Raw genomic sequence first — 20781 nt, forward strand, 5'->3', positions numbered from 1 at the left:
GTGATACCTAAATCGTATTACAAAATTAACAATTCTCATAAAAAATCCAGATGATATTTTTATTCCCGAAATTCACCTACTAAGGATAAATATCATGTCTGCTAAATACGTTTTGATTTCCCGCTTTCCACTCAAAAACAACGTAACCCCTTCTTCAATTACCGGACTAAAATCCACTTCAGAGAAAAAATATTTTTTCTGTGAGGAAAATGATATCCATGAACTTCTTGAACTTCGTTCATTTAACGATATAAAAGAGATCCCGTGGGTAGAAGGTGAGCTTGAGGCAGCCTTCCATAATATGGCATCGCTTCTTTCAGGTGATATTCGCCGCGAGTTGGTGAAATACGTAGAAGCCCCTATCGAAACTGATAAGTCGCTACCTGACACCAAATATATTCAACTTCGTCACGTTGAAGTTCCTGCTGATAATTATGCGCAATATCGCCACTGGCGTGAAGAGACCATTTTTAATGTTGTTCGCGACAACAGAGATAAGATCTCCAGCTTTGAGGCTTTTCACTCTCTCATTAGTGGTCTGCCCGGCGTTATGTTTATCTCATCATTTAATGGTGACAAAGATGAGTATAAAGACGCATTCACAAACGCTCGTTATCAGAACATTATCCAACAAGCCGGTGATAATTACATTACCGGAGGTAATGAAGGTCTTTACACTCGTATCTACAGCGCCTTTTCTTGTTGAAAGTGAGATTATATGAAAATTAAGAAAATTTTTGTTGTCGGTGATAAATTCAGTGAATTTACAAATGGTAAAAACGTTTTAACCATTTCACAACTGGAACTGCTTACACAAATACCGGCAAAAATAATCGATACTGAACATGAAATCATTGTTGGCCAGGGGGTCAGAGATGACTTTGCAAGAAAAGTCATCAAAAACCAGAAGCGTAATGAGATACATGATAACAAATTAAACATCATCTCATTAGAAAAACTGGCAGAGGCAAAGAAGAACTGTTACGCACATAAAAAAATAAAACACAATGTGCTGATTGGTGCTGCTGAAAAAGTAGAACATAACGATAAGTTATACGCGCTTCCCTTATTGATTGATGAGCGCTGCGAACTGATGGCTGACCATCAAACCGGGCAACATATTCAGGGCATGCTTTTAGTGGAAGCATGCAGGCAAACCTTTATTGCCGTAACAGAAGAGTTCTTCTTTAGCGGCAATAAAAACCGCTATTACGTGATAAACGGCATGGCTATTAATTTCAGCAATTTCCTTTTTCCGCTGCCCGCAGTGATGCATTACGAAATTCTGGATCAGGATATTAATGATCGCCGCGCGCGTTTTAAAGCGCAAATTCGTGTCACTCAACACGAGACGGCATGCGCGACGATGGATGTATCATTTACTGTTTATCCTTCCGAGGTGATCAGCAGCAAAGAGAGTGAACTGGCAATGACAGCGACACAAAACGCCTTCATTGCTGCACAGCAGACTCCGGTAGAGGCTATCCATGCCTGAAAACAGCCGGAAGTATGAACTGGCTGCCACCACGCAGGGGCCGCTTTACCCCCCTGCGGAGGTGATGGATAGTCAGGGTAACTTTGTTGTAGAGGGTATGATACCCGGTCAACACGGCGTTCGATGGGGTCGCGCCCTCGTGTCACCACAGAGCCCGCTACCCGCTTTTGGCCAGGTCGCACCCTACACGATAGTGCGCTTTCTGGAAAAAGTAACGCCTCAAGAACTTGAAGAGATTGTGTTATTCACACTGCCTTTACCGATCCCTTTAAATAACTACAATATGTTATTCGCACCTGACCAGCGACCAAAGGCCAACTCAGAGCAGCGTGATAGTCTTCCGCTGCATCAGGGACATATCTCTGATTACCGCGACAGCGATGGCAGGCGGAAAATCTCTCCAGTCACATTACGTCACTGGCTGGCTGCCAGAGGAGAACTGGTTGTCCGTGTCGCTGGCGACAGGAAAAGTGCCCGGTTCGAGTTTGTGTTCCATCATCTGGTACCGAACAGTCTGTATACCATAATGAGTCTGCGCGAGCGCGACCTGGACCCGGAAAATACCAGCAGACCTGGCCCACTAGGCATACCGAATGTATTTATTACCGATGAATCGGGCCACGCCAGTTTCTGGGCAGAGTTGCCTAATCCATTTCCAAAACGTCACCACCACAGCAATCGTATTATTAATGTCGTGGTGCTTTATATGAGTACTCAACAAAGTTATGGCGGCGCTATCGGTCTTTATGGACTGGGCGGTGACATACACGCTCAACTAAAACTTAAATTTCGCTCATTTGATGAATTTACAACAACCCCGTAAGGATAAAACAATGCCTTTTATTCAAATTTCAACCTGGAAAATGAGTAATGAAGCACAGGTACAAAATATGATGGAAGCCGTCACACTCGCCGTTCACCAAACCAGTGGGGCACCACTGGATAAAATATCTGTAGTTATCAATGAAATTTTACCTTCACGTTGGAGTGATGCCGGCATTTGCGGCAATGACCCTCAATTTCCCATAAAAAGCAGAAGAAAAAATTACAAGGAGTCAGTGTGAATGAAGTCGCTGCTTTCTTTGATGTTGATGAAACCATCATAAATTTTAAAAGCATGTTTAGTTTTTATGAATACTGGTGTAAAGAAAAAGGACTTTTAACTCAATATAGTGAATATACCTCCAGGCTTAAGCAAGACATGCAAAGTGGAAAGCGAAGAGAGCTGTTAAATAAGGATTATTACCAGCAATTTACTCATGTCCATCTCGATGCGCTGAAGAAGTCTGGTCAGGAATGGTTCCAACAGTGCCTTAATAAAAATATATTTATTAGCGAGACGATTTCTGAGCTACGTTTTCATCAGAAAAATGGAATAACACCCGTTTTTGTTTCCGGATCGATGTTGCCTGTTCTGCAGCCTATTGCCGATCATTTAGGTGTTAAAAATATTATTTGCGCCCCCTTAATAATCAATGAAGAGGGTGTGCTAACAGGGAAGATTGGCACGCCACAAACAATTGGAAGCGGAAAAAAAGAGGCATTACTTTCCTTCTGCGATGAGAACGATATTCGGGCTGAAGATTGCTATGCCTATGGTGATGATATCTCCGACATACCGATGCTGGAAGCAACAGGACATCCTGTTTGCGTAGGGAAGAACATCAGGCTAATGGATTATGCAGCACTGAAAGGCTGGCGCAACATTTAAACATTCACAAGGAAATTATCATGGTCTCTGATATCAAAGAGTCAACGATGTCCATCAGGACATGGGTGGCATTATTTATTCTGGCTTTATCCACTTTTACCATTGTAACGACAGAGCTGGCGCCGGTAGGTTTACTCACGCCTATCGCCAACGGGCTTCATGCCTCTGAATCTGAGATTGGTATGACCGTATCACTCTATGCCTGGATTGGCGCATTGAGTGCACTCTTTGCCTCGGTATTTTTGGGTAATTTCCCTAAAAAGATCCTCCTCCTGTCACTCACCGTCGTCCTGTTCATTTCGAACGTATGGTCTGCAACAGTGGGCTCTTATGAGGTATTGCTGGCGGCTCGTGTCGTCGGCGCACTGGCCCATGGCGCCTTCTGGGCGATGATTGGAGCCACGGCGGTGGCCATGGTTCCAACTAAGTACCTTGGAGTAGCCACTTCCATTGTGTTTGGCGGTGTTTCTGCCGCCAGCGTGTTTGGCGTGCCTCTCTCAAACTATATTGGTCTGAACTTCGGTTGGCGTCAGGCCTTCTGGCTGATGTCAATTCTGAGCATGGTTGCCTTTGTTGGCATGATGTGGGTTGTCCCGAATATCAGCGTCAAAAGTACGATTGGTCTGGGCGCACTGAAAAATGTTTTACGCTCCTCCACATTGTGGAAAATCTACTCCGCGACGTTGCTGGCTATTACCGCGCACTTTGCTGCCTTCACCTTTATTGAACCCTGGCTGCAAACCCAGCCAGCACTCTCCGCAGCTTTCATACCGGTCGTGTTATTCATTTACGGCATCGCCGGTCTGGCCGGAAACTTCCTGACCGGTATGCTGATCGATAAATACCTTAAAATGACCGTCTCTCTCTCCGTTCTGCTGATTGGTATCGTACTGGTCGCGCTGGGTCTTGAGGCTCAGTCATTGTCCCGACCTTTGGTACTGGCCGCGGTCATGCTATGGGGAATTGCCGTTTCAGGCATCTTTGTTGGTTTCCAGACATGGGTACTCCGTGTGGCTGGAGAAGAAGCGTTTCCTGCCTCAGCAATTTATGTCTCTTTCTTTAACGCCGCAATCGGTATCGGGGCCTCTGTTGGTGCCTGGATGGTTTCTGCCCTGTCACTTCCGGCACTTTTTGTGACCGCAGGCGTGGCTATCGCTCTTTCCTTCCTCCTCGTTGTGTTCATTCCGTCCGACAAGCTTGTTACGAAAAAAATGATGGAGAATATTGCATGAAACACGATGCTGAACTGACCCGCTATGGCCGTGAAATTATGGACCGCCTCGAAGACGGGCTCGCCGATTCGGTGACATCCCGGCTGGCAGAACTGGATGCAGACCTGCCAAATCTGATTACCGATTATGCTTTTGGGGCCATCGTTGGGCGCCCCGGTCTGGACCTCAAAACACGCGAAATGTTAACGGTGGCCTCGCTGATAACATCCGGTAATGCGCAGCCTCAGCTTGAGTTGCACATGCGTGGCGCACTGAATGTCGGTGTCACACCGCAAGAGTTGCTTGAGATAGTCATCCAGATGGCGGTATACGCCGGTGTTCCTGCCTGTATGAATGGCTTGACGGCCTATCGCGCAGCAACTGCACGCTTCTCTTCTCAGAAGAGTGGAGAAATAAATGAATGAGATTGTGGTTGTTTCGGCGAAAAGAACGGCAACAGGCGCATTTATGGGCGGTTTGGCCGAACATTCGGCCACGTCGTTGGGTAGCGTAGTGATTCAAGCGCTGCTGGCCGACAGTAAATTACCCGCAGAGGATGTGGACCAGGTCATTATGGGTCAGGTTCTGACTGCTGGTTGCGGCCAGAATCCCGCCAGGCAGTCAGCATTAAATGCCGGCCTTCCTGTCGCGGTCGCTGCGCTAACAATTAACAAAGTGTGTGGTTCAGGATTGAAAGCCGTACACCTTGGCATGCAGGCACTCATCTGTGGGGAGGCCGAGTTTGTGATTGCCGGGGGCCAGGAAAGCATGTCGAATGCCCCACATATCCTGTCAGGCTCCAGGCAGGGCATTCGGCTGGGTGACGGTGCGCTACAGGACAGTCTGATTGCTGACGGTCTGTGGGATGCGTTCCATCATTACCATATGGGCGTGACCGCTGAGAATGTCGCTGCTGACTATAATATTTCCCGTTCAATGCAAGATGAGTTCGCCCTGAGCTCTCACCGCAAGGCGTTAAAAGCTCAGGAAGCAGGACTGTTCTTTGAAGAAATTGTTCCCGTAAAATGGGTGACCAGGAAAGGCGAACCACGGAGTGTGATTCAGGATGAATGTCCTCGTCATACCAGCATTGAAAAGCTGTCTGGCTTAAAAACCGTATTTAAAAAAGAGGGAACAGTGACAGCGGGTAACGCTTCGTCTCTGAATGATGGTGCAGCTGCAGTGCTGCTTTGTCGTCGGGAAACTGCAGAAAAACGGGGTATGGCTGTTCTCGCCTCACTCGGTGCCTTCTCAAATGCCGGTATTGAGCCCGAACTGATGGGGGCTGCACCGATTAAAGCTATTGAAATGAATATCAAGAGCATGAAGTGGTCACCTCAGGAGGTCGATATTCTGGAGTCAAATGAGGCTTTTGCTGCCCAGGCATTGGCTGTAGCACACGCTTGTGGCGTCCCCTCAGAGCGTATTAACCCACACGGTGGCGCGATCGCTCTGGGACATGCCATTGGTGCGTCCGGCTGCCGTATTCTGGTCACGTTAATTCATGGCTTAATTCGTGAAGACCTTCATAAAGGTATCGCTGCGCTATGTATCGGCGGGGGGGAAGGTGTCGCGCTCAGCGTAACGCGTTAACATGCGCACAGAACAAATACTCAAAAAAAAACCGCCGGATAGTTGGCGGTTTTTTTTACTGGCTCATTAGATGGTTAAGCATTAACGCCTTTCATCCCTTCTTCGGAATAACGGCTACCTTTAATCGAAATCGTTCTGTGAATATTATTCAGCGCCACGACATCTGACGCTTCCAGTACCAGATCGGCAGCGGCAGCATTCTCTGCCAGATAATTTACATTCTTGGTTCCGGGGACAGGCACCGTTTTATCATACTGCGCCAGTAACCATGCCAGCGCAATCTGCCCCGACGTGCAGTGGTACTTTTGCGTGAGCGGTGCAATAGCGTCTAACAGCTTAAGATTATGATCGATATTATCCTGCTGAAAACGCGCGTTGTTCCGGCGGAAGTCCCCTTCCGGGAAGTCCGCGTTCTTCAGATATTTACCCGTCAGAAAACCCCGGCCCAGCGGCGAATAGGGCACTAACCCAATCCCCAGCGACTTCACCATCGGCAAAATGCTCTCTTCAATATCGCGCGTCCACAGCGAGTATTCGGTTTGCAGCGCCGTCACTGGAAACACGGCGTGCGCTTTTTGCAGGGTGGCAGCAGAGACTTCGCACAGCCCGATATGACCAATTTTCCCTTCCTGCACCAGGCGGGACAAACAGTGCATACTCTCTTCAATGTCTGCCTCTTTATCCACGCGGTGAAGATAGAAAAGGTCTATTTTTTCCACGCCCAGACGCTGTAAAGATTCATGGCAGCAGCGAACAATATAATCCGGGTGATTATTTATTTTTCGCGCATAGGCAGCATCAGGATCGCGGTCGATGCCACATTTAGTGGCCACTTTAAACTGACTGCGCGTATGAGGATCAAGCTGGGCTAAAAAATGGCCGATAAGCCGCTCGTTATGACCCCGCCCGTATAAATTTGCACTATCAATGAAGTTCACGCCCGCATTCGCCAGTTGGCCGAGCAGTGCCAGAGACTGACTGTCGTCTGTTTCACCGTAAAATTCACTCAGCCCCATCGCACCGTAGCCGATAGCACTTACGCTCAGATCCTGACCCAGCTGTCTTGTTTTCATAACCCCTCCATAAAATGAAATCGTATTCTTTCATGGTTGAGTGATGCGCTGAATTTCAAACCAGGCGATACCTTTTAGGTATCATCGCTGCGGGCAAACAGCGGTAGGAAGAAAGTCGCTGACAGGGTAAACTATTCCCTTACTTTATTATGGATTTACTTGAGGATGATAATGGAAACTTTACCTCCCTGCCCAAAATGTCACTCAGAATACAGCTGGCAGGATGGCGCAATGCTGAACTGCCCCGAGTGCGGACATGTCTGGGCTGACGGCGCAGATGCAGCCACCGAGGATATGCTGATGGTGAAAGATGCCAACGGTAATCTGCTGGCCGATGGCGACAGCGTCACGGTGATTAAAGACCTCAAGGTCAAAGGCAGTTCCACGCCGCTGAAGATGGGCACGAAAGTGAAGAGTATTCGCCTGGTGGAAGGCGACCATAACATCGACTGCAAAATCGATGGCTTTGGTCCCATGAAGCTGAAGTCTGAGTTTGTGAAAAAGAACTGATCCCGGCCAGTAGCCGCCGCGCTACTGGCACTCTCTTTGCCCACCTGATTTGCCCTCACGTCTGAAACTGCTAGTATCACAAGGCACAATCTTCATGTGTTAAGGGCGTGCGGCGCTCAACGGACCGCCTCAATATTTCCCCAGGGGGGCAGAGTGAATAAGACGTTAGGCGTGTTTTTCCCGCTTTATACCACGACGCTGTTAATGCTGCTCGGCTCCGGGCTGCTGACCACCTACGTATCGCTACGACTGACCTCGGCCCATGTGTCCGGAGGGTTGATCGGGGCGATTATTGCTGCCAACTACATTGGCCTGGTCATCGGTGGCAAAGTCGGCCACTTTCTGATTGCCCGCGTCGGCCACATTCGCACCTATGTCTCCTGTGCCGGCATCATTACCGCCGCGGTGCTGTGCCACGGGTTAACCGGGTTTATCCCGGTCTGGGTCGGCCTGCGGTTGATTATCGGCCTGTGTATGATGTGCCAGTATATGGTGCTGGAAAGCTGGCTCAACGATCAGTCTGAATCGGAACAGCGCGGCAAAGTCTTTGGCTGCTATATGGTAGCGACCTATCTTGGCATGTCACTCGGGCAGGTGGTGCTGATGCTGCAAACCGACCTTGGCCTGAGTACATTACTGCTGATCGCACTCTGCTTTTCACTCTGCCTGGTGCCTATTGCGCTGACTACACGTACGCACGCCCGTCAGCTTTCTCCCGCCCCGATGGAGCTGCGTTATTTCGTTGGCGCTATCCCGAAGGTGCTGGCTACCACGCTGGCCATTGGAATGCTGGTCGGCTCTTTTTACGGCCTTGCGCCCGTATACGCCAGCCAGCAACAGCTCACAACCGGGCAAACCGGTCTCTTTATGGCTATCGCTATTTTTGCCGGGCTGGTGGCGCAGTTCCCGCTCAGCTGGCTGTCTGACCGCTATAACCGAACCCTGTTGATGCGCCTGAATGCCATTGTGCTGATTGTTGCCGCGCTGCCGCTGGCGATCCTGCCGCAGATCAGTTTTTCGCTGCTGCTGGTGCTCGGCTTCGTTGTCAGTATGCTGCAATTTTCACTCTACCCGCTGGCGGTAGCACTGGCCAATGACCTGGTTGAACCGGAACGACGTGTATCACTGGCCGCGTGTCTGCTGATGGCCTTTGGCGTGGGAGCCAGTATCGGACCGTTAGTGGTGGGGCTGCTGATGGAACCGCTGGGCGGCAATACCCTGTACGCCTTTTTTGCCCTGTGCGGACTGATGATTGTGGGTCTGAGCAGAACAGTGAAAGAAGATGCGGCACAGTTCGTGGAGGATGCACCGGTTCCCCATATTGCGATGCCAGACAGCCTGATGAGTTCTCCGCTGTCTCCTGCACTGAATCCCGCATTCGATGAGCAGATGATCGAGGAAACCATGCCGTCATTTGACAGTGAGACTGAAAGTGAGGCGGAAGAGGAAGAAACCCCGCCATTACAGGGTGCCGACCCCGATGAAGAGACCGGTCTGAAGAAAGCCTGGGAAAGGCTGTAAGCGATCAGGTTTAACGAACGCCTTCTCTGAAAATCCCCGTTGCAGCTAAGTCGGTTGGAACGCAGCAAACCTGCGATTCCCCCGACTTAGGCTCACTTTTCCAGTTTTACGTATTTATACTTAAGAAATTCAGCATGATAACGGCATGTCGAGGAACGATGTCACCCACAAGCTGTGCGGGCGGGCAAAAAAACGAGCAAACAGGGAAGCCCCTTATGTCACGTCTTATTAGCCAGTATCAACATAACACGCTGTTGTGCAGATATTAATGACTTCAGCGAGCCCTGTTAGTCCTTCAGAACTTAAATTAAACCCTGGGCATAAGCATAACGAATCAACTCAATGTTTGATGAAACACCCAGCCGTCGCATTGCATTATATTTTTGCGTGGAAATGGTGCTTATCGTTCTGTTCTGTCGCTGTGCAATTTCAGACAAGGTATATCCGGAAGAAAACAGTCTAATTACCTCTAACTCTTTTGGGGTAAGTGGACTTCCTTTCTCCTGACCTTTTACCAGGTAGTTCTTAATGTATCTTAAAGAGGATGAAAAATAATATCCAGACTGAGTAGTAATATGTTGACACGCCTGTAAGGTTTCTTCAACCGGGTCAGCTTTGCTAATAATTGACTTAACACCATAATCACAGGCACCTCTGAGAATTGCTGTATTATTTTGTGATGTCAAAAGAATCACTTTCACATCAGGAAAGCGCCCCTGTAACGCGCGAAGCTTGGTAAAACCATCCATTGCTGAACGATCGGAGCTCAATGAAAAATCAGTAATGACGATATCCGTTGGTGCAGAAGCCAAAACCGCAAGCAAACTCTTTCCACAAACCGTTTCACTGGTTATGGAAAAGCGATCGCTATTTGCTAAAAGCATTTTTATTGAATTAATGATATGCGGGTGGTCGTCAGAGATAGCCACTGTGTATCTGTTGTACATACATCCTCCATGTGGGTTTTCATCCCGAATCAATAAACGAACTATTAAAGATCGAATACGAAAATTATCTTAATTGCGAGATATACGTCATGGCAAGCATTTGCGTTAAATAAACAAACATGACACGCGCATGGGGCTATAAAAGAATGAAAAAACCCTAAAAAAGAGTCGCCAATCATCACAACTCATAAAATTACGATAATTTTAAATTAATATTGACTAATAAACGATTTCAAAAACACTTATCATTTATTTACGCAATTAAAATTCACAGAAAGAACCATCACGTTAAGAAGACACGTACGAATACCTTTTGAAGAAAATTTGTCATCAAAATCCCCCCTGCGAAAATTTCAGTCGCCGTTTGGGCCTGAACCCCTTAGCATTGCCGCCAGGTTTTGAGGAGAAGGCTATGCTACTCACTGTACTTTACATCATCGGTATCACCGCAGAGTCCATGACCGGGGCGCTGGCCGCTGGCCGCCGTAAGATGGATATGTTTGGCGTTATCATCATCGCATCTGTTACTGCAATTGGTGGGGGATCGGTACGCGACATGCTGCTGGGCCATTATCCGCTTGGCTGGGTCAGGCACCCCGAATACATTATCATTGTGGCCGCTGCCGCCGTGATAACCACGCTGGCTGCCCCGCTGATGCCGCACCTGCGCAAAGTTTTTCTGGTGCTGGATGCATTAGGTCTGGTGGTATTTTCCATCATTGGGGCTCAGGTTGCACTGGATATGGGACATGCCGGGATCATTGCGGCTATCAGCGCGGTCGTCACCGGGGTCTTTGGCGGCGTACTTCGCGATATGTTCTGTAATCGCATTCCTCTGGTTTTTCAGAAGGAGCTTTACGCCGGGATCGCCTTCGCCTCCGGCTGGGTTTATATCCTTCTGCTGAAAACGACGATGGCAACCGAAACCGTTATTATCATCACGTTATTCGCCGGGTTTAGCGCGCGTCTTTTAGCACTGCGTTTCAAACTGGGACTACCGGTATTCAATTACCCCCACGGTGACCACTAGTTACGGGCTGGCTGATGCTTCCAGCCATTTGATTAGCCATTCCACTTCCTGATGATGCAGATAAGCATAAATTTTCTCCGCCCGTCCGGGACCCACGCCAGGCTGCTGCTGCCACTCCTGCACGCTGCGTGACAGTAAAGGGGCCCAGCTATCGTCTAAGATCGAATGCATTGCCCGGACGGGTATGGGCACGCCCAGTGCCCTGACCCAACGTTTAAAAGGAAGCTGACGGCTTAAACGAAACTGTTGCCTGAAAGCCTGCGCTTTTGCCTTGCCGATTCCCGCAATAGCCTGTAGCTGCTCCTCTGACAACGTCAGCCATGAAAACAGGTGACTCAGGCTTCCTGACTGCATTAACTGCTGCCAGCGCTGTCGCCCCATCCCCGTCAGGTTAAGTACTGATTTTCCGCTTAACCACTCCAGCCTTGCCAGAAACTGCTGACGGCAATCCGGTGTGGGATGAAAACAGCTCAGTGCATGGAACAGGGTGCTATCAGGCGGGCGGGGCGGGTCGCGCTGCGCAACGCGCCAGAGTACGCTATCCAGTCGCGGGATCCCCTGTCCGGCCAGGCTGATACGAACCTGATCGCCTGCGATGACGTCACGTTGCCGCCAGCGGGCCACTGACCCCACGCTCACCCGGGTGATACGTTTATCATCCAGTTGTACCGGCTGAAGCGTTAACACCACACTGATTTTTCCCGTGCGACCTACGGAAAATGATACTGACTGCACTTCGCCGGACACCTGCGGCGGGGGATATTTCCATGCCACCGCCCAGTCTCCGGCATCTGGCATCCAGCTATTGCCTTTCATATCGGGAATGGCGTGTACAACAACCCCATCGGTGACGAACGGCAGTGCCTGATGAAACCAGCGCTCACGCCACGCCTCCACCTCTTCCGCATCCTTCACCCTGCGTGTCCAGTCGCTGATATCAGGGAAGCCAGCGTTACGCAGCCCGGACAGCCGTTGTGCCAGCGTTTTGGGTCCGTCCGGCCAGGCCCAGACAAACAGCCCGATGTTGCGCAGCACGCCGCCCGGGTTTTTGGCTCTCATTGCTCCAGCCACGATGGCGCGGGCATTTTTTCCCCCATCAGCAGCCTGGTGGTGATCGTTCATCATCAGATACAGCTCCCCCTGAAAAACCTGTTGTCCGGAGGAAAGCGGTATAACGCCGGGAATAGCCCCGATCGCCCTGGCGCTGGCCGTCCAGTCTTCGCCGGTAATCCCATCCCCCCTGCTGATCATTTTCGCCAGAATACCGTCCCGATAAACCAGCGTGACCGCCACACCATCCACTTTTGGCTGTACCACCAGGTCCTGCTTATTCTCCATCCATTTCGCCACCGCCGCTTTTCCCGCCAGCTTCCTGACGCCAACGTGGGCAACAGGGTGCAGCACGTGCCCATCGGTGCTCAACTGCGGCCGACGGTCACTGGCAGGATGAAAACAGCGCTGCCACTGCTCCATTTTGCCCTGCAACGCATCGTAATCAGCATCACTTATCTGACTTTTTCCCTGCCGGTAATAAGCGTCATCCCACTGCGTTAACTGCGCACCCAGTGCGCTGATCTCCGCCTCTGCACGTGCAGGCGTCCAGACCGGGCATCCGGCAATGGCCGCAGAACTGAACATCCACACCAGCCCTATGATGTAATGCATCCTTTCCTCCTGCTTTCCTGTTGGTAAGGACGGCAGTACAACGCAGCTCCGGACGTATAGCGAGGAGGGAAATGGTCATCTGGGAAACGGCTTCAGAACTTCCGCTTTCATCCCACATCAGCTGGCAATAATTTGCGGGATGCTGTCTGTTTTTTAGAAAAAACGGGTTAACACACCCTAAACGCTGCATGACAGGCTGCACCTGTGTATACTGTGCAGGAAGTAGACTCCGCTTTATTGGCATATCAAGAATAATCATGGCTCAAGGCACACTTTTTATTATTTCCGCCCCCAGCGGCGCGGGTAAATCCAGCCTGATTCAGGCACTGTTAAAAACGCAACCGCTGTACGATACCCAGGTCTCTATCTCACACACCACGCGTGGCGTCCGGCCCGGTGAAAATCATGGAGAGCATTACTACTTCGTCAATCACGACGAGTTCCGCTCCATGATCAGTGAAGATGCGTTTCTCGAACATGCTGAAGTGTTCGGTAATTATTACGGAACCTCGCGTAAGGCGATTGAGCAGGTGCTGTCGACCGGCGTTGATGTGTTTCTTGATATCGACTGGCAGGGTGCAAAACAGATTCGTGAGAAAATGCCGTCCGCACGTAGCATTTTTGTGCTGCCACCGTCGAAGGACGAACTGGACCGCCGCCTGCGAGGGCGCGGCCAGGACAGCGAAGAAGTGATCGCTAAACGTATGGCGCAGGCCGTTGCAGAAATGAGTCATTACGCAGAGTACGACTATCTGATTGTGAATGATGATTTCGACCTGGCGCTGTCCGACCTGAAAAATATTATTCGCGCAGAGCGTTTGCGCATGGCTCGTCAAAAAGCCCGTCATGATGCTTTAATCAGCAAACTATTGGCAGACTGAGGACAACTCAGTATGATGCCCAGTCATTTCGTCACCACCCGTGGAGTATCACACTTATGGCACGCGTAACCGTACAGGACGCAGTAGAAAAAATTGGTAACCGTTTTGACCTGGTTCTGGTAGCAGCACGTCGCGCACGTCAGATGCAGGTTGGCGGCAAAGACCCACTGGTTCCGGAAGAGAACGACAAATCTACCGTTATCGCGCTGCGTGAAATCGAAGAAGGCCTGATCACTAATCAGATCCTCGACGTTCGCGATCGCCAGGAGCAGCAAGAGCAGGAAGCCGCTGAAATGCAGGCTGTTACCGCTATTGCTGAAGGTCGTCGTTAATTCGCTTTGAAGGCCCGCCTTGTATCTGTTTGAAAGCCTCAATCAGCTGATTGAAAGATACTTGCCTGAGGAGCAAATAAAGCGCCTCAAGCAAGCTTACCTTGTCGCACGTGATGCTCACGAGGGACAGTCACGCTCCAGCGGTGAGCCTTACATCACCCATCCGGTTGCCGTAGCCTGTATCCTGGCTGAAATGAAGCTCGACCATGAAACACTGATGGCCGCCCTTCTGCACGACGTTATCGAAGACACCCCTGCCACCTACCAGGATATGGAACAGCTGTTTGGTCAGACTGTTGCGGAACTGGTAGAAGGGGTTTCCAAACTCGATAAGCTGAAATTCCGCGACAAAAAAGAAGCGCAGGCTGAAAACTTCCGCAAGATGATCATGGCGATGGTGCAGGATATCCGCGTCATTTTGATCAAGCTGGCTGACCGTACGCATAACATGCGTACTCTGGGTGCGTTGCGTCCCGATAAAAAGCGCCGCATTGCCCAGGAAACCCTCGAAATTTACAGCCCGCTGGCACATCGTCTGGGTATTCACCACCTTAAAACCGAGCTGGAAGAACTGGGCTTTGAAGCTCTGTATCCGAACCGCTATCGCGTGATTAAGGAAGTGGTGAAAGCGGCACGCGGCAACCGTAAGGAGATGATTCAAAAAATCCTTTCCGAAATTGACGGTCGTCTCGAAGAAGCTGGCATTACCCGTCGCGTCAGCGGACGTGAGAAGCACCTCTACTCCATCTACTGCAAAATGCACCTGAAAGAGCAGCGATTCCATTCCATTATGGATATCTACGCTTTCCGGGTCATTGTGCGTGATGTCGATACCTGCTACCGCGTACTGGGCCAGATGCACAGTCTGTACAAGCCGCGCCCTGGCCGGGTCAAAGACTATATTGCGATCCCCAAGGCCAACGGCTATCAGTCCCTGCACACCTCAATGATCGGCCCGCACGGCGTGCCGGTTGAGGTACAGATTCGTACCGAAGATATGGATCAAATGGCAGAGATGGGGGTCGCCGCGCACTGGGCTTATAAAGAGCAGGGCGAAAGCAGCACCACGGCACAGATCCGCGCCCAGCGCTGGTTACAGAGCCTGCTTGAGCTGCAACAGAGCGCCGGCAGTTCGTTTGAATTTATCGAAAGCGTTAAATCCGACCTGTTCCCGGATGAAATTTACGTCTTCACTCCGGAAGGGCGTATTGTCGAACTCCCTGCCGGTGCGACACCGGTGGACTTCGCCTATGCCGTCCATACCGATATCGGTCATGCCTGCGTCGGCGCACGCGTCGATCGCCAGCCTTATCCGCTGTCGCAGTCGCTGACCAGTGGCCAGACCGTAGAAATTATTACCGCACCGGGTGCCCGCCCGAATGCGGCGTGGCTGAACTTTGTTGTCAGTTCCAAAGCGCGCGCCAAGATCCGCCAACTGCTGAAAAATCTCAAACGCGATGACTCGGTCAGCCTGGGCCGTCGCCTGCTCAATCACGCTCTGGGCGGCAGCCGCAAGCTGGCCGAAATTCCAGAAGCTAACGTTCAGCATGAGCTGGAGCGTATGAAGCTGGCCACGCTGGACGATCTGCTGGCTGAAATTGGCCTTGGCAATGCGATGAGCGTGGTGGTGGCGAAAAACCTGCAGCAGAGTGACCAGAGTACGGCGCCAGCAACGGGCACGTCCCCTGCCAGCGGAGCACGCAGCAAGCTGCCAATCAAAGGTGCCGATGGCGTCCTGATCACCTTCGCCAAATGTTGCCGTCCCATTCCCGGTGACCCGATTGTGGCGCACGTCAGCCCGGGCAAAGGCCTGGTGGTACACCATGAATCCTGTCGTAATATTCGCGGTTACCAGAAAGAGCCTGAGAAATACATGGCGGTAGAGTGGGATAAGGTAACCGAGCAGGAGTTCGTGGCTGAAATTAAGGTGGATATGTTTAACCACCAGGGCGCGCTCGCTAACCTGACGGCGGCCATCAACACCGCGGGTTCCAATATTCAGAGCCTGAACACCGAAGAGAAAGACGGTCGTGTGTACAGCGCCTTTATCCGTCTGACGGCACGCGATCGCGTTCATCTGGCGAATATCATGCGTAAAATTCGCGTGATGCCGGATGTGATCAAGGTGCACCGCAACCGCAATTAAGTCAGAGACGGCGCCCCGCTCCGTCTCTTGCTGCTCCCCGATCGCCGGTCTGACGGAATGACTAATTTATAGGGAGTCTGCTTCTCATGAATGCTCAACGTTATGCCCGCATCCGCGCAATGCTTGCCGCCCGTCAGCATGACCTGACGGTCTGTATGGAGCAGGTGCACAAACCTCATAACGTTTCCGCAGTGATCCGCACCGCTGACGCCGTTGGCGTGCATGAAGTCCACGCCGTATGGCCAGGCAGCCGTATGCGCACCATGGTCTCTTCCGCCGCAGGCAGCAACAGCTGGGTACAGGTGAAAACTCACCGGACCATATCGGATGCCGTTACCCATCTCAAAGATCAGAACATGCAGATTCTGGCTACCCACCTCTCTGACAAGGCCGTTGATTTTCGTGAAATCGACTACACCCGCCCCACCTGTATCTTAATGGGGCAGGAAAAAACCGGGATCACCCAGGAGGCGCTCGACCTCGCCGATCAGGATATTATCATTCCGATGATCGGGATGGTGCAGTCGCTGAATGTCTCTGTGGCATCAGCACTGATCCTCTATGAAGCCCAGCGCCAGCGGCAAAATGCCGGCATGTACCTGCGTGAGGAAAGCACACTGGACTATGCAGAGCAGCAGCGCCTGCTGTTCGAAGGGGGCTATCCGGTACTGGCCCGCGTAGCCAGGCATAAGGGACTGCCCTACCCGGAAATTAACGATCGGGGTGAAGTGGTGGCGGCGCCGGAATGGTGGGCCACCATGCAGTCGAAGGCGCATAAATAATGCAGGGCCGTCTGCTCGATGCCGTCCCGCTGAACACGCTGTCCGGCGTGGGTGCCAGTCAGGCGGCAAAGCTGGCTAAACTCGGCCTGCTGACGGTACAGGATCTGCTGCTGCACCTGCCGATGCGCTACGAAGACCGTACCCAGCTGTATGCCATCAACGACCTGCTGCCGGGTATTTACGCCACGGTAGAAGGGGAAGTGCTGCATTGCGACATCTCGTTTGGCCGTCGTCGTATGCTCACCTGTCAGATCAGCGACGGTAGCGGCATACTGACCCTGCGCTTCTTTAACTTCAATGCGGGAATGAAAAACAGCCTTGCCGCCGGCCGCCGCGTTACCGCTTATGGCGAGATTAAACGCGGTCAGCGTGGCGCAGAGATTATTCATCCCGAATATAAGGTTCAGGGTGAAAGCAGTGTGACAGCGCTCCAGGAGACGCTGACGCCCGTCTATTCCACCACGGAAGGTGTCCGCCAGGCCACGCTGCGGAATCTCACTGACCAGGCGTTAACCCTGCTGGACACCTGCGCCATTGCCGAACTGCTGCCGCCGGAGTTAAGTCAGGGCCTGATCAGTCTGCCCGCGGCCCTGCGCACCCTGCACCGGCCACCGCCGGATATGGCCCTGGCCGATCTGGATAGCGGCACCCATCCGGCACAGCGCCGCCTGATTATGGAAGAGCTGCTGGCGCACAATCTCAGCATGCTGGCGGTGCGTGCTGGCGCCCAGCGCTATCATGCCCTGCCGATGGAGGCCCGCCACAGTCTGAGTGACAAGCTGCTGGCTGCCCTGCCCTTCAAACCGACTCATGCCCAGGCACGCGTGGTGCGTGAGATCGAAACCGATCTCGCCCGCGACTACCCGATGATGCGCCTGGTTCAGGGTGATGTGGGCTCAGGGAAAACGCTGGTTGCGGCGCTGGCCGCGCTGAATGTCATTGCCTTTGGCAAACAGGTGGCGCTGATGGCCCCCACTGAGCTGCTGGCCGAACAGCACGCGAATAACTTTCGTCAGTGGTTCGCTCCGCTGGGGCTGGAAGTCGGCTGGCTGGCGGGTAAGCAAAAAGGTAAAGCCCGTATCGCTCAGCAGGAGGCCATTGCCAGCGGCCAGGTCTCGATGATTGTTGGCACTCATGCAATTTTCCAGGAGCAGGTACAGTTTAACGGCCTGGCGCTGGTCATTATTGATGAGCAGCACCGCTTTGGCGTCCACCAGCGTCTGGCGCTGTGGGAAAAAGGCGAGGAGCAGGGTTTCCATCCGCATCAGCTGATTATGACTGCAACGCCCATCCCCCGTACCCTGGCGATGACCGCCTATGCAGACCTGGATACCTCCACCATCGATGAAATGCCGCCGGGCCGCACGCCAGTGACTACCGTGGCGATCCCGGATACGCGCCGGGCCGATATCATTGCCAGAGTGAAACTGGCCTGTGGCAGCGAAGGCCGCCAGGCCTACTGGGTGTGTACGCTGATTGAGGAGTCTGAGTTGCTGGAAGCGCAGGCGGCAGAGGCCACCTGGGAAGAGCTGAAACTGGCCCTGCCCGAGCTGAATATCGGGCTGGTACATGGCCGCATGAAACCACAGGAAAAACAGGCCGTGATGCAGGCCTTTAAACAGGGTGATATTCACCTGTTAATTGCCACCACGGTTATTGAAGTCGGCGTGGATGTTCCCAATGCCAGCCTGATGATTATTGAGAACCCGGAGCGCCTGGGCCTGGCACAGCTGCACCAGCTGCGCGGCCGCGTCGGCCGCGGGGCGATCGCCTCTCACTGCGTGCTGCTGTATAAAGCACCGCTGAGTAAAACGGCTCAGAAGCGCTTACAGGTACTACGCGACAGCAACGATGGTTTCGTGATTGCCCAGTGCGATCTTGAAATTCGCGGTCCGGGCGAGCTGCTCGGCACCCGACAGACCGGGAATGCCGAGTTCAAAGTGGCCGATCTGCTGCGCGACCAGGCGATGATCCCTGAAGTCCAGCGCGTGGCGCGTCATATCCACCAGCACTATCCTGAGCAGGCCGTCGCACTGATTGAACGCTGGCTGCCGGAAACCGAACGCTACACCAACGCCTGATCCGACGGGTTGTTCACGTCGCGCGAATAAAGTCGGCAGCAAAGCGCTGCACCAGACGGATCAGCTCGTCTTTATCCTGCCGTGGCCACTGGCTGAGATACCGCTGACAGTGGCGTTCACGCACCACATCCACACGCTGAATTATCTCTTTTTCCGCAGGGGCGACGACGGTTTCCTGCACGCACCGATCTTTTTCGCCTTTCTGGCGTACAACCAGCCCAGTCCGATCGGTTTTGCCACCGGTACAGGCTGCCGGTACAGGGAAAAAGGCCAGACGATGGCAAACGATTGCTTTTGCGCTAAAGAAGATTAAAATCGCCCCTTTATTGCCCCCGGGAAGCCTGAAGATGTCCGTTAAAACCCAAGATGCTGCCACCGACCGTAGCCCTGTTGCTACCGCCAAAAGCGAACTGATTTACCGCCTCGAAGATCGCCCGCCATTACCACAAACCCTGTTTGCAGCCTGTCAGCATCTGCTGGCGATGTTTGTGGCGGTCATCACCCCTGCCCTGCTGATTTGTCAGGCCCTGGGTCTGCCCGCGCAGGACACGCAGCACATTATCAGCATGTCGCTTTTTGCCTCCGGCGTGGCGTCGGTTTTGCAGATAAAAACCTGGGGGCCGGTGGGTTCCGGCCTGCTGTCGATTCAGGGTACCAGCTTCAACTTTGTCACCCCGCTAATCATGGGTGGCCTGGCGCTGAAAAATGGCGGCGCAGACGTACCCACCATGATGGCGGCCCTGTTCGGCACGCTGATGCTGGCTTCCTGCACGGAAATGGCGCTGTCGCGCGTGCTGCATCTGGCGCGCCGGGTCATTACCCCGCTGGTGTCCGGGATTGTAGTAATGATCATCGGTCTGTCACTGATTCAAGTCGGCCTGACGTCCATCGGCGGTGGCTTTGCCGCGATGAACGATCACACCTTCGGGGCGCCAAAAAACCTGCTGCTGGCCGGTGTGGTGCTGGCGGTGATCATTCTGCTGAACCGCCAGCGTAATGCTTACCTGCGCGTGGCCTCCCTGGTGATCGCGATGGCGGTAGGATACCTGCTGGCCTGGGCCATGGGCATGCTGCCGGAAAATACGTCACCCGCGAATACCGCGCTGATCACCCTTCCTGTGCCCTTTTATTACGGACTGGGCATCGACTGGAACCTGCTGATCCCTCTGATGCTGGTGTTTATGGTCACCTCGCTGGAAACCATTGGTGATATCACTGCCACCTCTGATGTCTCCGAGCAGCCGGTCAGCGGCCCGGTTTATATGAAACGCCTGAAAGGCGGCGTGCTGGCCAACGGCCTGAATTCGTTTGTTTCCGCACTGTTTAATACCTTCCCTAACTCCTGCTTCGGCCAGAACAACGGTGTGATCCAGTTAACCGGCGTGGCCAGCCGCTACGTGGGCTTTGTTGTCTCGCTGATGCTGATTGTGCTGGGGCTGTTCCCGGCGGTGAGTGGCTTCGTGCAACATATTCCTGAACCGGTACTCGGCGGTGCAACGATTGTCATGTTCGGTACCATCGCCGCGTCCGGCGTGCGAATTGTGTCGCGTGAGCCGCTTAACCGCCGCGCCATCATGATTATTGCGCTGTCACTGGCCGTCGGCCTTGGCGTGTCGCAGCAGCCGCTGATACTGCAATTTGCCCCTGACTGGCTTAAAACGCTGCTCTCCTCCGGCATTGCCGCCGGGGGTATCACTGCGATCATTCTGAATCTGGTGTTCCCGCAGGAAAAATAAACCGGTTCCTGCCATTCTGGAGACGTGTGGAAATTTCACCCGGTCGCCGCATGCAGGTTGAGATGCG

21 protein-coding genes are annotated in these 20781 nt (G+C 52.5%); 17 read left to right on the forward strand and 4 right to left on the reverse strand.

Going from position 1 to position 20781, the window contains the following annotated elements; translation table 11 throughout:
- Positions 1-94: 94 nt before the first annotated feature.
- The 8 genes from EPE01S_RS15775 to EPE01S_RS15810 are packed head-to-tail and all read left to right on the forward strand — an operon-like array spanning position 95 to position 6010.
- Positions 95-706, forward strand: coding sequence for a hypothetical protein (locus tag EPE01S_RS15775; protein WP_062746945.1), 612 nt, complete (start codon positions 95-97; stop codon positions 704-706).
- Between the two features lie 12 nt (positions 707-718).
- Positions 719-1495 carry an AfsA-related hotdog domain-containing protein gene (locus tag EPE01S_RS15780; RefSeq protein ID WP_062746948.1) on the forward strand — a complete coding sequence of 259 codons (777 nt, stop codon included), beginning with the start codon at positions 719-721 and terminating at the stop codon, positions 1493-1495.
- A complete protein-coding gene (locus tag EPE01S_RS15785) occupies positions 1488-2318 on the forward strand; it encodes a hypothetical protein (protein ID WP_062746950.1) in 831 nt (276 codons plus the stop codon). Before EPE01S_RS15780 ends, EPE01S_RS15785 begins: the two co-directional genes overlap by 8 nt.
- A gap of 10 nt (positions 2319-2328) precedes the next feature.
- Positions 2329-2559, forward strand: a complete 231-nt coding sequence (locus EPE01S_RS15790; protein ID WP_062746952.1) for a tautomerase family protein — start codon at positions 2329-2331, stop codon at positions 2557-2559.
- Positions 2556-3206, forward strand: coding sequence for an HAD family hydrolase (locus tag EPE01S_RS15795; RefSeq protein ID WP_062746954.1), 651 nt, complete (start codon positions 2556-2558; stop codon positions 3204-3206). Before EPE01S_RS15790 ends, EPE01S_RS15795 begins: the two co-directional genes overlap by 4 nt.
- Positions 3207-3226: 20 nt before the next feature.
- Positions 3227-4438 (forward strand): MFS transporter, encoded by a 1212-nt coding sequence (locus EPE01S_RS15800; protein WP_062746955.1) that lies wholly within the window; start codon positions 3227-3229, stop codon positions 4436-4438.
- Positions 4435-4842 (forward strand): carboxymuconolactone decarboxylase family protein, encoded by a 408-nt coding sequence (locus tag EPE01S_RS15805; RefSeq protein ID WP_062746957.1) that lies wholly within the window; start codon positions 4435-4437, stop codon positions 4840-4842. Before EPE01S_RS15800 ends, EPE01S_RS15805 begins: the two co-directional genes overlap by 4 nt.
- On the forward strand, positions 4835-6010 hold the full coding sequence (locus tag EPE01S_RS15810; protein WP_062746960.1) for an acetyl-CoA C-acetyltransferase: 1176 nt from the start codon (positions 4835-4837) through the stop codon (positions 6008-6010). The genes EPE01S_RS15805 and EPE01S_RS15810 overlap by 8 nt, the downstream gene beginning before the upstream one ends.
- A 74-nt stretch (positions 6011-6084) precedes the next feature.
- Here the strand turns inward: EPE01S_RS15810 and EPE01S_RS15815 are convergent, their stop codons facing one another.
- A complete protein-coding gene (locus tag EPE01S_RS15815) occupies positions 6085-7083 on the reverse strand; it encodes an aldo/keto reductase (protein WP_062746962.1) in 999 nt (332 codons plus the stop codon).
- Between the two features lie 171 nt (positions 7084-7254).
- On the opposite strand from EPE01S_RS15815, the gene EPE01S_RS15820 reads away from it, so the two are divergent.
- Together EPE01S_RS15820 and EPE01S_RS15825 are read left to right on the forward strand one after the other, a co-directional pair.
- The gene (locus tag EPE01S_RS15820; protein ID WP_062746964.1) at positions 7255-7593 is read left to right on the forward strand and encodes a zinc ribbon domain-containing protein YjdM; all 339 of its coding nucleotides are present in this window, start codon (positions 7255-7257) and stop codon (positions 7591-7593) included.
- A gap of 153 nt (positions 7594-7746) precedes the next feature.
- On the forward strand, positions 7747-9114 hold the full coding sequence (locus tag EPE01S_RS15825; protein WP_062746967.1) for an MFS transporter: 1368 nt from the start codon (positions 7747-7749) through the stop codon (positions 9112-9114).
- Between the two features lie 302 nt (positions 9115-9416).
- Here the strand turns inward: EPE01S_RS15825 and EPE01S_RS15830 are convergent, their stop codons facing one another.
- A complete protein-coding gene (locus tag EPE01S_RS15830; protein WP_062746969.1) occupies positions 9417-10061 on the reverse strand; it encodes a response regulator in 645 nt (214 codons plus the stop codon).
- Between the two features lie 412 nt (positions 10062-10473).
- Here EPE01S_RS15830 and EPE01S_RS15835 point away from each other — a divergent pair, with 412 nt between their 5' ends.
- Positions 10474-11091: a trimeric intracellular cation channel family protein gene (locus EPE01S_RS15835; protein WP_062746971.1), complete on the forward strand. Its 618-nt coding sequence runs from the start codon at positions 10474-10476 to the stop codon at positions 11089-11091.
- On the opposite strand, the gene ligB is transcribed toward EPE01S_RS15835, so the two are convergent.
- Positions 11092-12756 carry an NAD-dependent DNA ligase LigB gene (gene ligB / locus EPE01S_RS15840; protein WP_062746972.1) on the reverse strand — a complete coding sequence of 555 codons (1665 nt, stop codon included), beginning with the start codon at positions 12754-12756 and terminating at the stop codon, positions 11092-11094.
- A 257-nt stretch (positions 12757-13013) separates the two neighbouring features.
- Here ligB and gmk point away from each other — a divergent pair, with 257 nt between their 5' ends.
- From gmk to recG, 5 genes are all read left to right on the forward strand, one after another.
- Positions 13014-13637 carry a guanylate kinase gene (gene gmk, locus EPE01S_RS15845; protein ID WP_062746974.1) on the forward strand — a complete coding sequence of 208 codons (624 nt, stop codon included), beginning with the start codon at positions 13014-13016 and terminating at the stop codon, positions 13635-13637.
- Positions 13638-13693: 56 nt separating this feature from the next.
- Positions 13694-13969, forward strand: a complete 276-nt coding sequence (gene rpoZ / locus EPE01S_RS15850) for a DNA-directed RNA polymerase subunit omega (RefSeq protein ID WP_062746976.1) — start codon at positions 13694-13696, stop codon at positions 13967-13969.
- Positions 13970-13988: 19 nt separating this feature from the next.
- Positions 13989-16115: a bifunctional GTP diphosphokinase/guanosine-3',5'-bis pyrophosphate 3'-pyrophosphohydrolase gene (gene spoT, locus EPE01S_RS15855; RefSeq protein WP_062746978.1), complete on the forward strand. Its 2127-nt coding sequence runs from the start codon at positions 13989-13991 to the stop codon at positions 16113-16115.
- Between the two features lie 86 nt (positions 16116-16201).
- Complete coding sequence (gene trmH / locus EPE01S_RS15860) at positions 16202-16897, forward strand: tRNA (guanosine(18)-2'-O)-methyltransferase TrmH (protein ID WP_062746979.1); 696 nt, start codon at positions 16202-16204, stop codon at positions 16895-16897.
- On the forward strand, positions 16897-18978 hold the full coding sequence (gene recG / locus EPE01S_RS15865) for an ATP-dependent DNA helicase RecG (RefSeq protein WP_062746981.1): 2082 nt from the start codon (positions 16897-16899) through the stop codon (positions 18976-18978). The genes trmH and recG overlap by 1 nt, the downstream gene beginning before the upstream one ends.
- Positions 18979-18991: 13 nt before the next feature.
- Here the strand turns inward: recG and EPE01S_RS15870 are convergent, their stop codons facing one another.
- Positions 18992-19354 (reverse strand): winged helix DNA-binding protein, encoded by a 363-nt coding sequence (locus tag EPE01S_RS15870; protein WP_062746983.1) that lies wholly within the window; start codon positions 19352-19354, stop codon positions 18992-18994.
- On the opposite strand from EPE01S_RS15870, the gene EPE01S_RS15875 reads away from it, so the two are divergent.
- Complete coding sequence (locus tag EPE01S_RS15875) at positions 19326-20714, forward strand: nucleobase:cation symporter-2 family protein (RefSeq protein ID WP_062746985.1); 1389 nt, start codon at positions 19326-19328, stop codon at positions 20712-20714. The two genes, EPE01S_RS15870 and EPE01S_RS15875, sit on opposite strands and share 29 nt — an antisense overlap.
- Positions 20715-20781 lie beyond the last annotated feature (67 nt).

The sequence above is a fragment of the Erwinia persicina NBRC 102418 genome (assembly GCF_001571305.1).
GTDB classification, from domain to species: domain Bacteria; phylum Pseudomonadota; class Gammaproteobacteria; order Enterobacterales; family Enterobacteriaceae; genus Erwinia; species Erwinia persicina.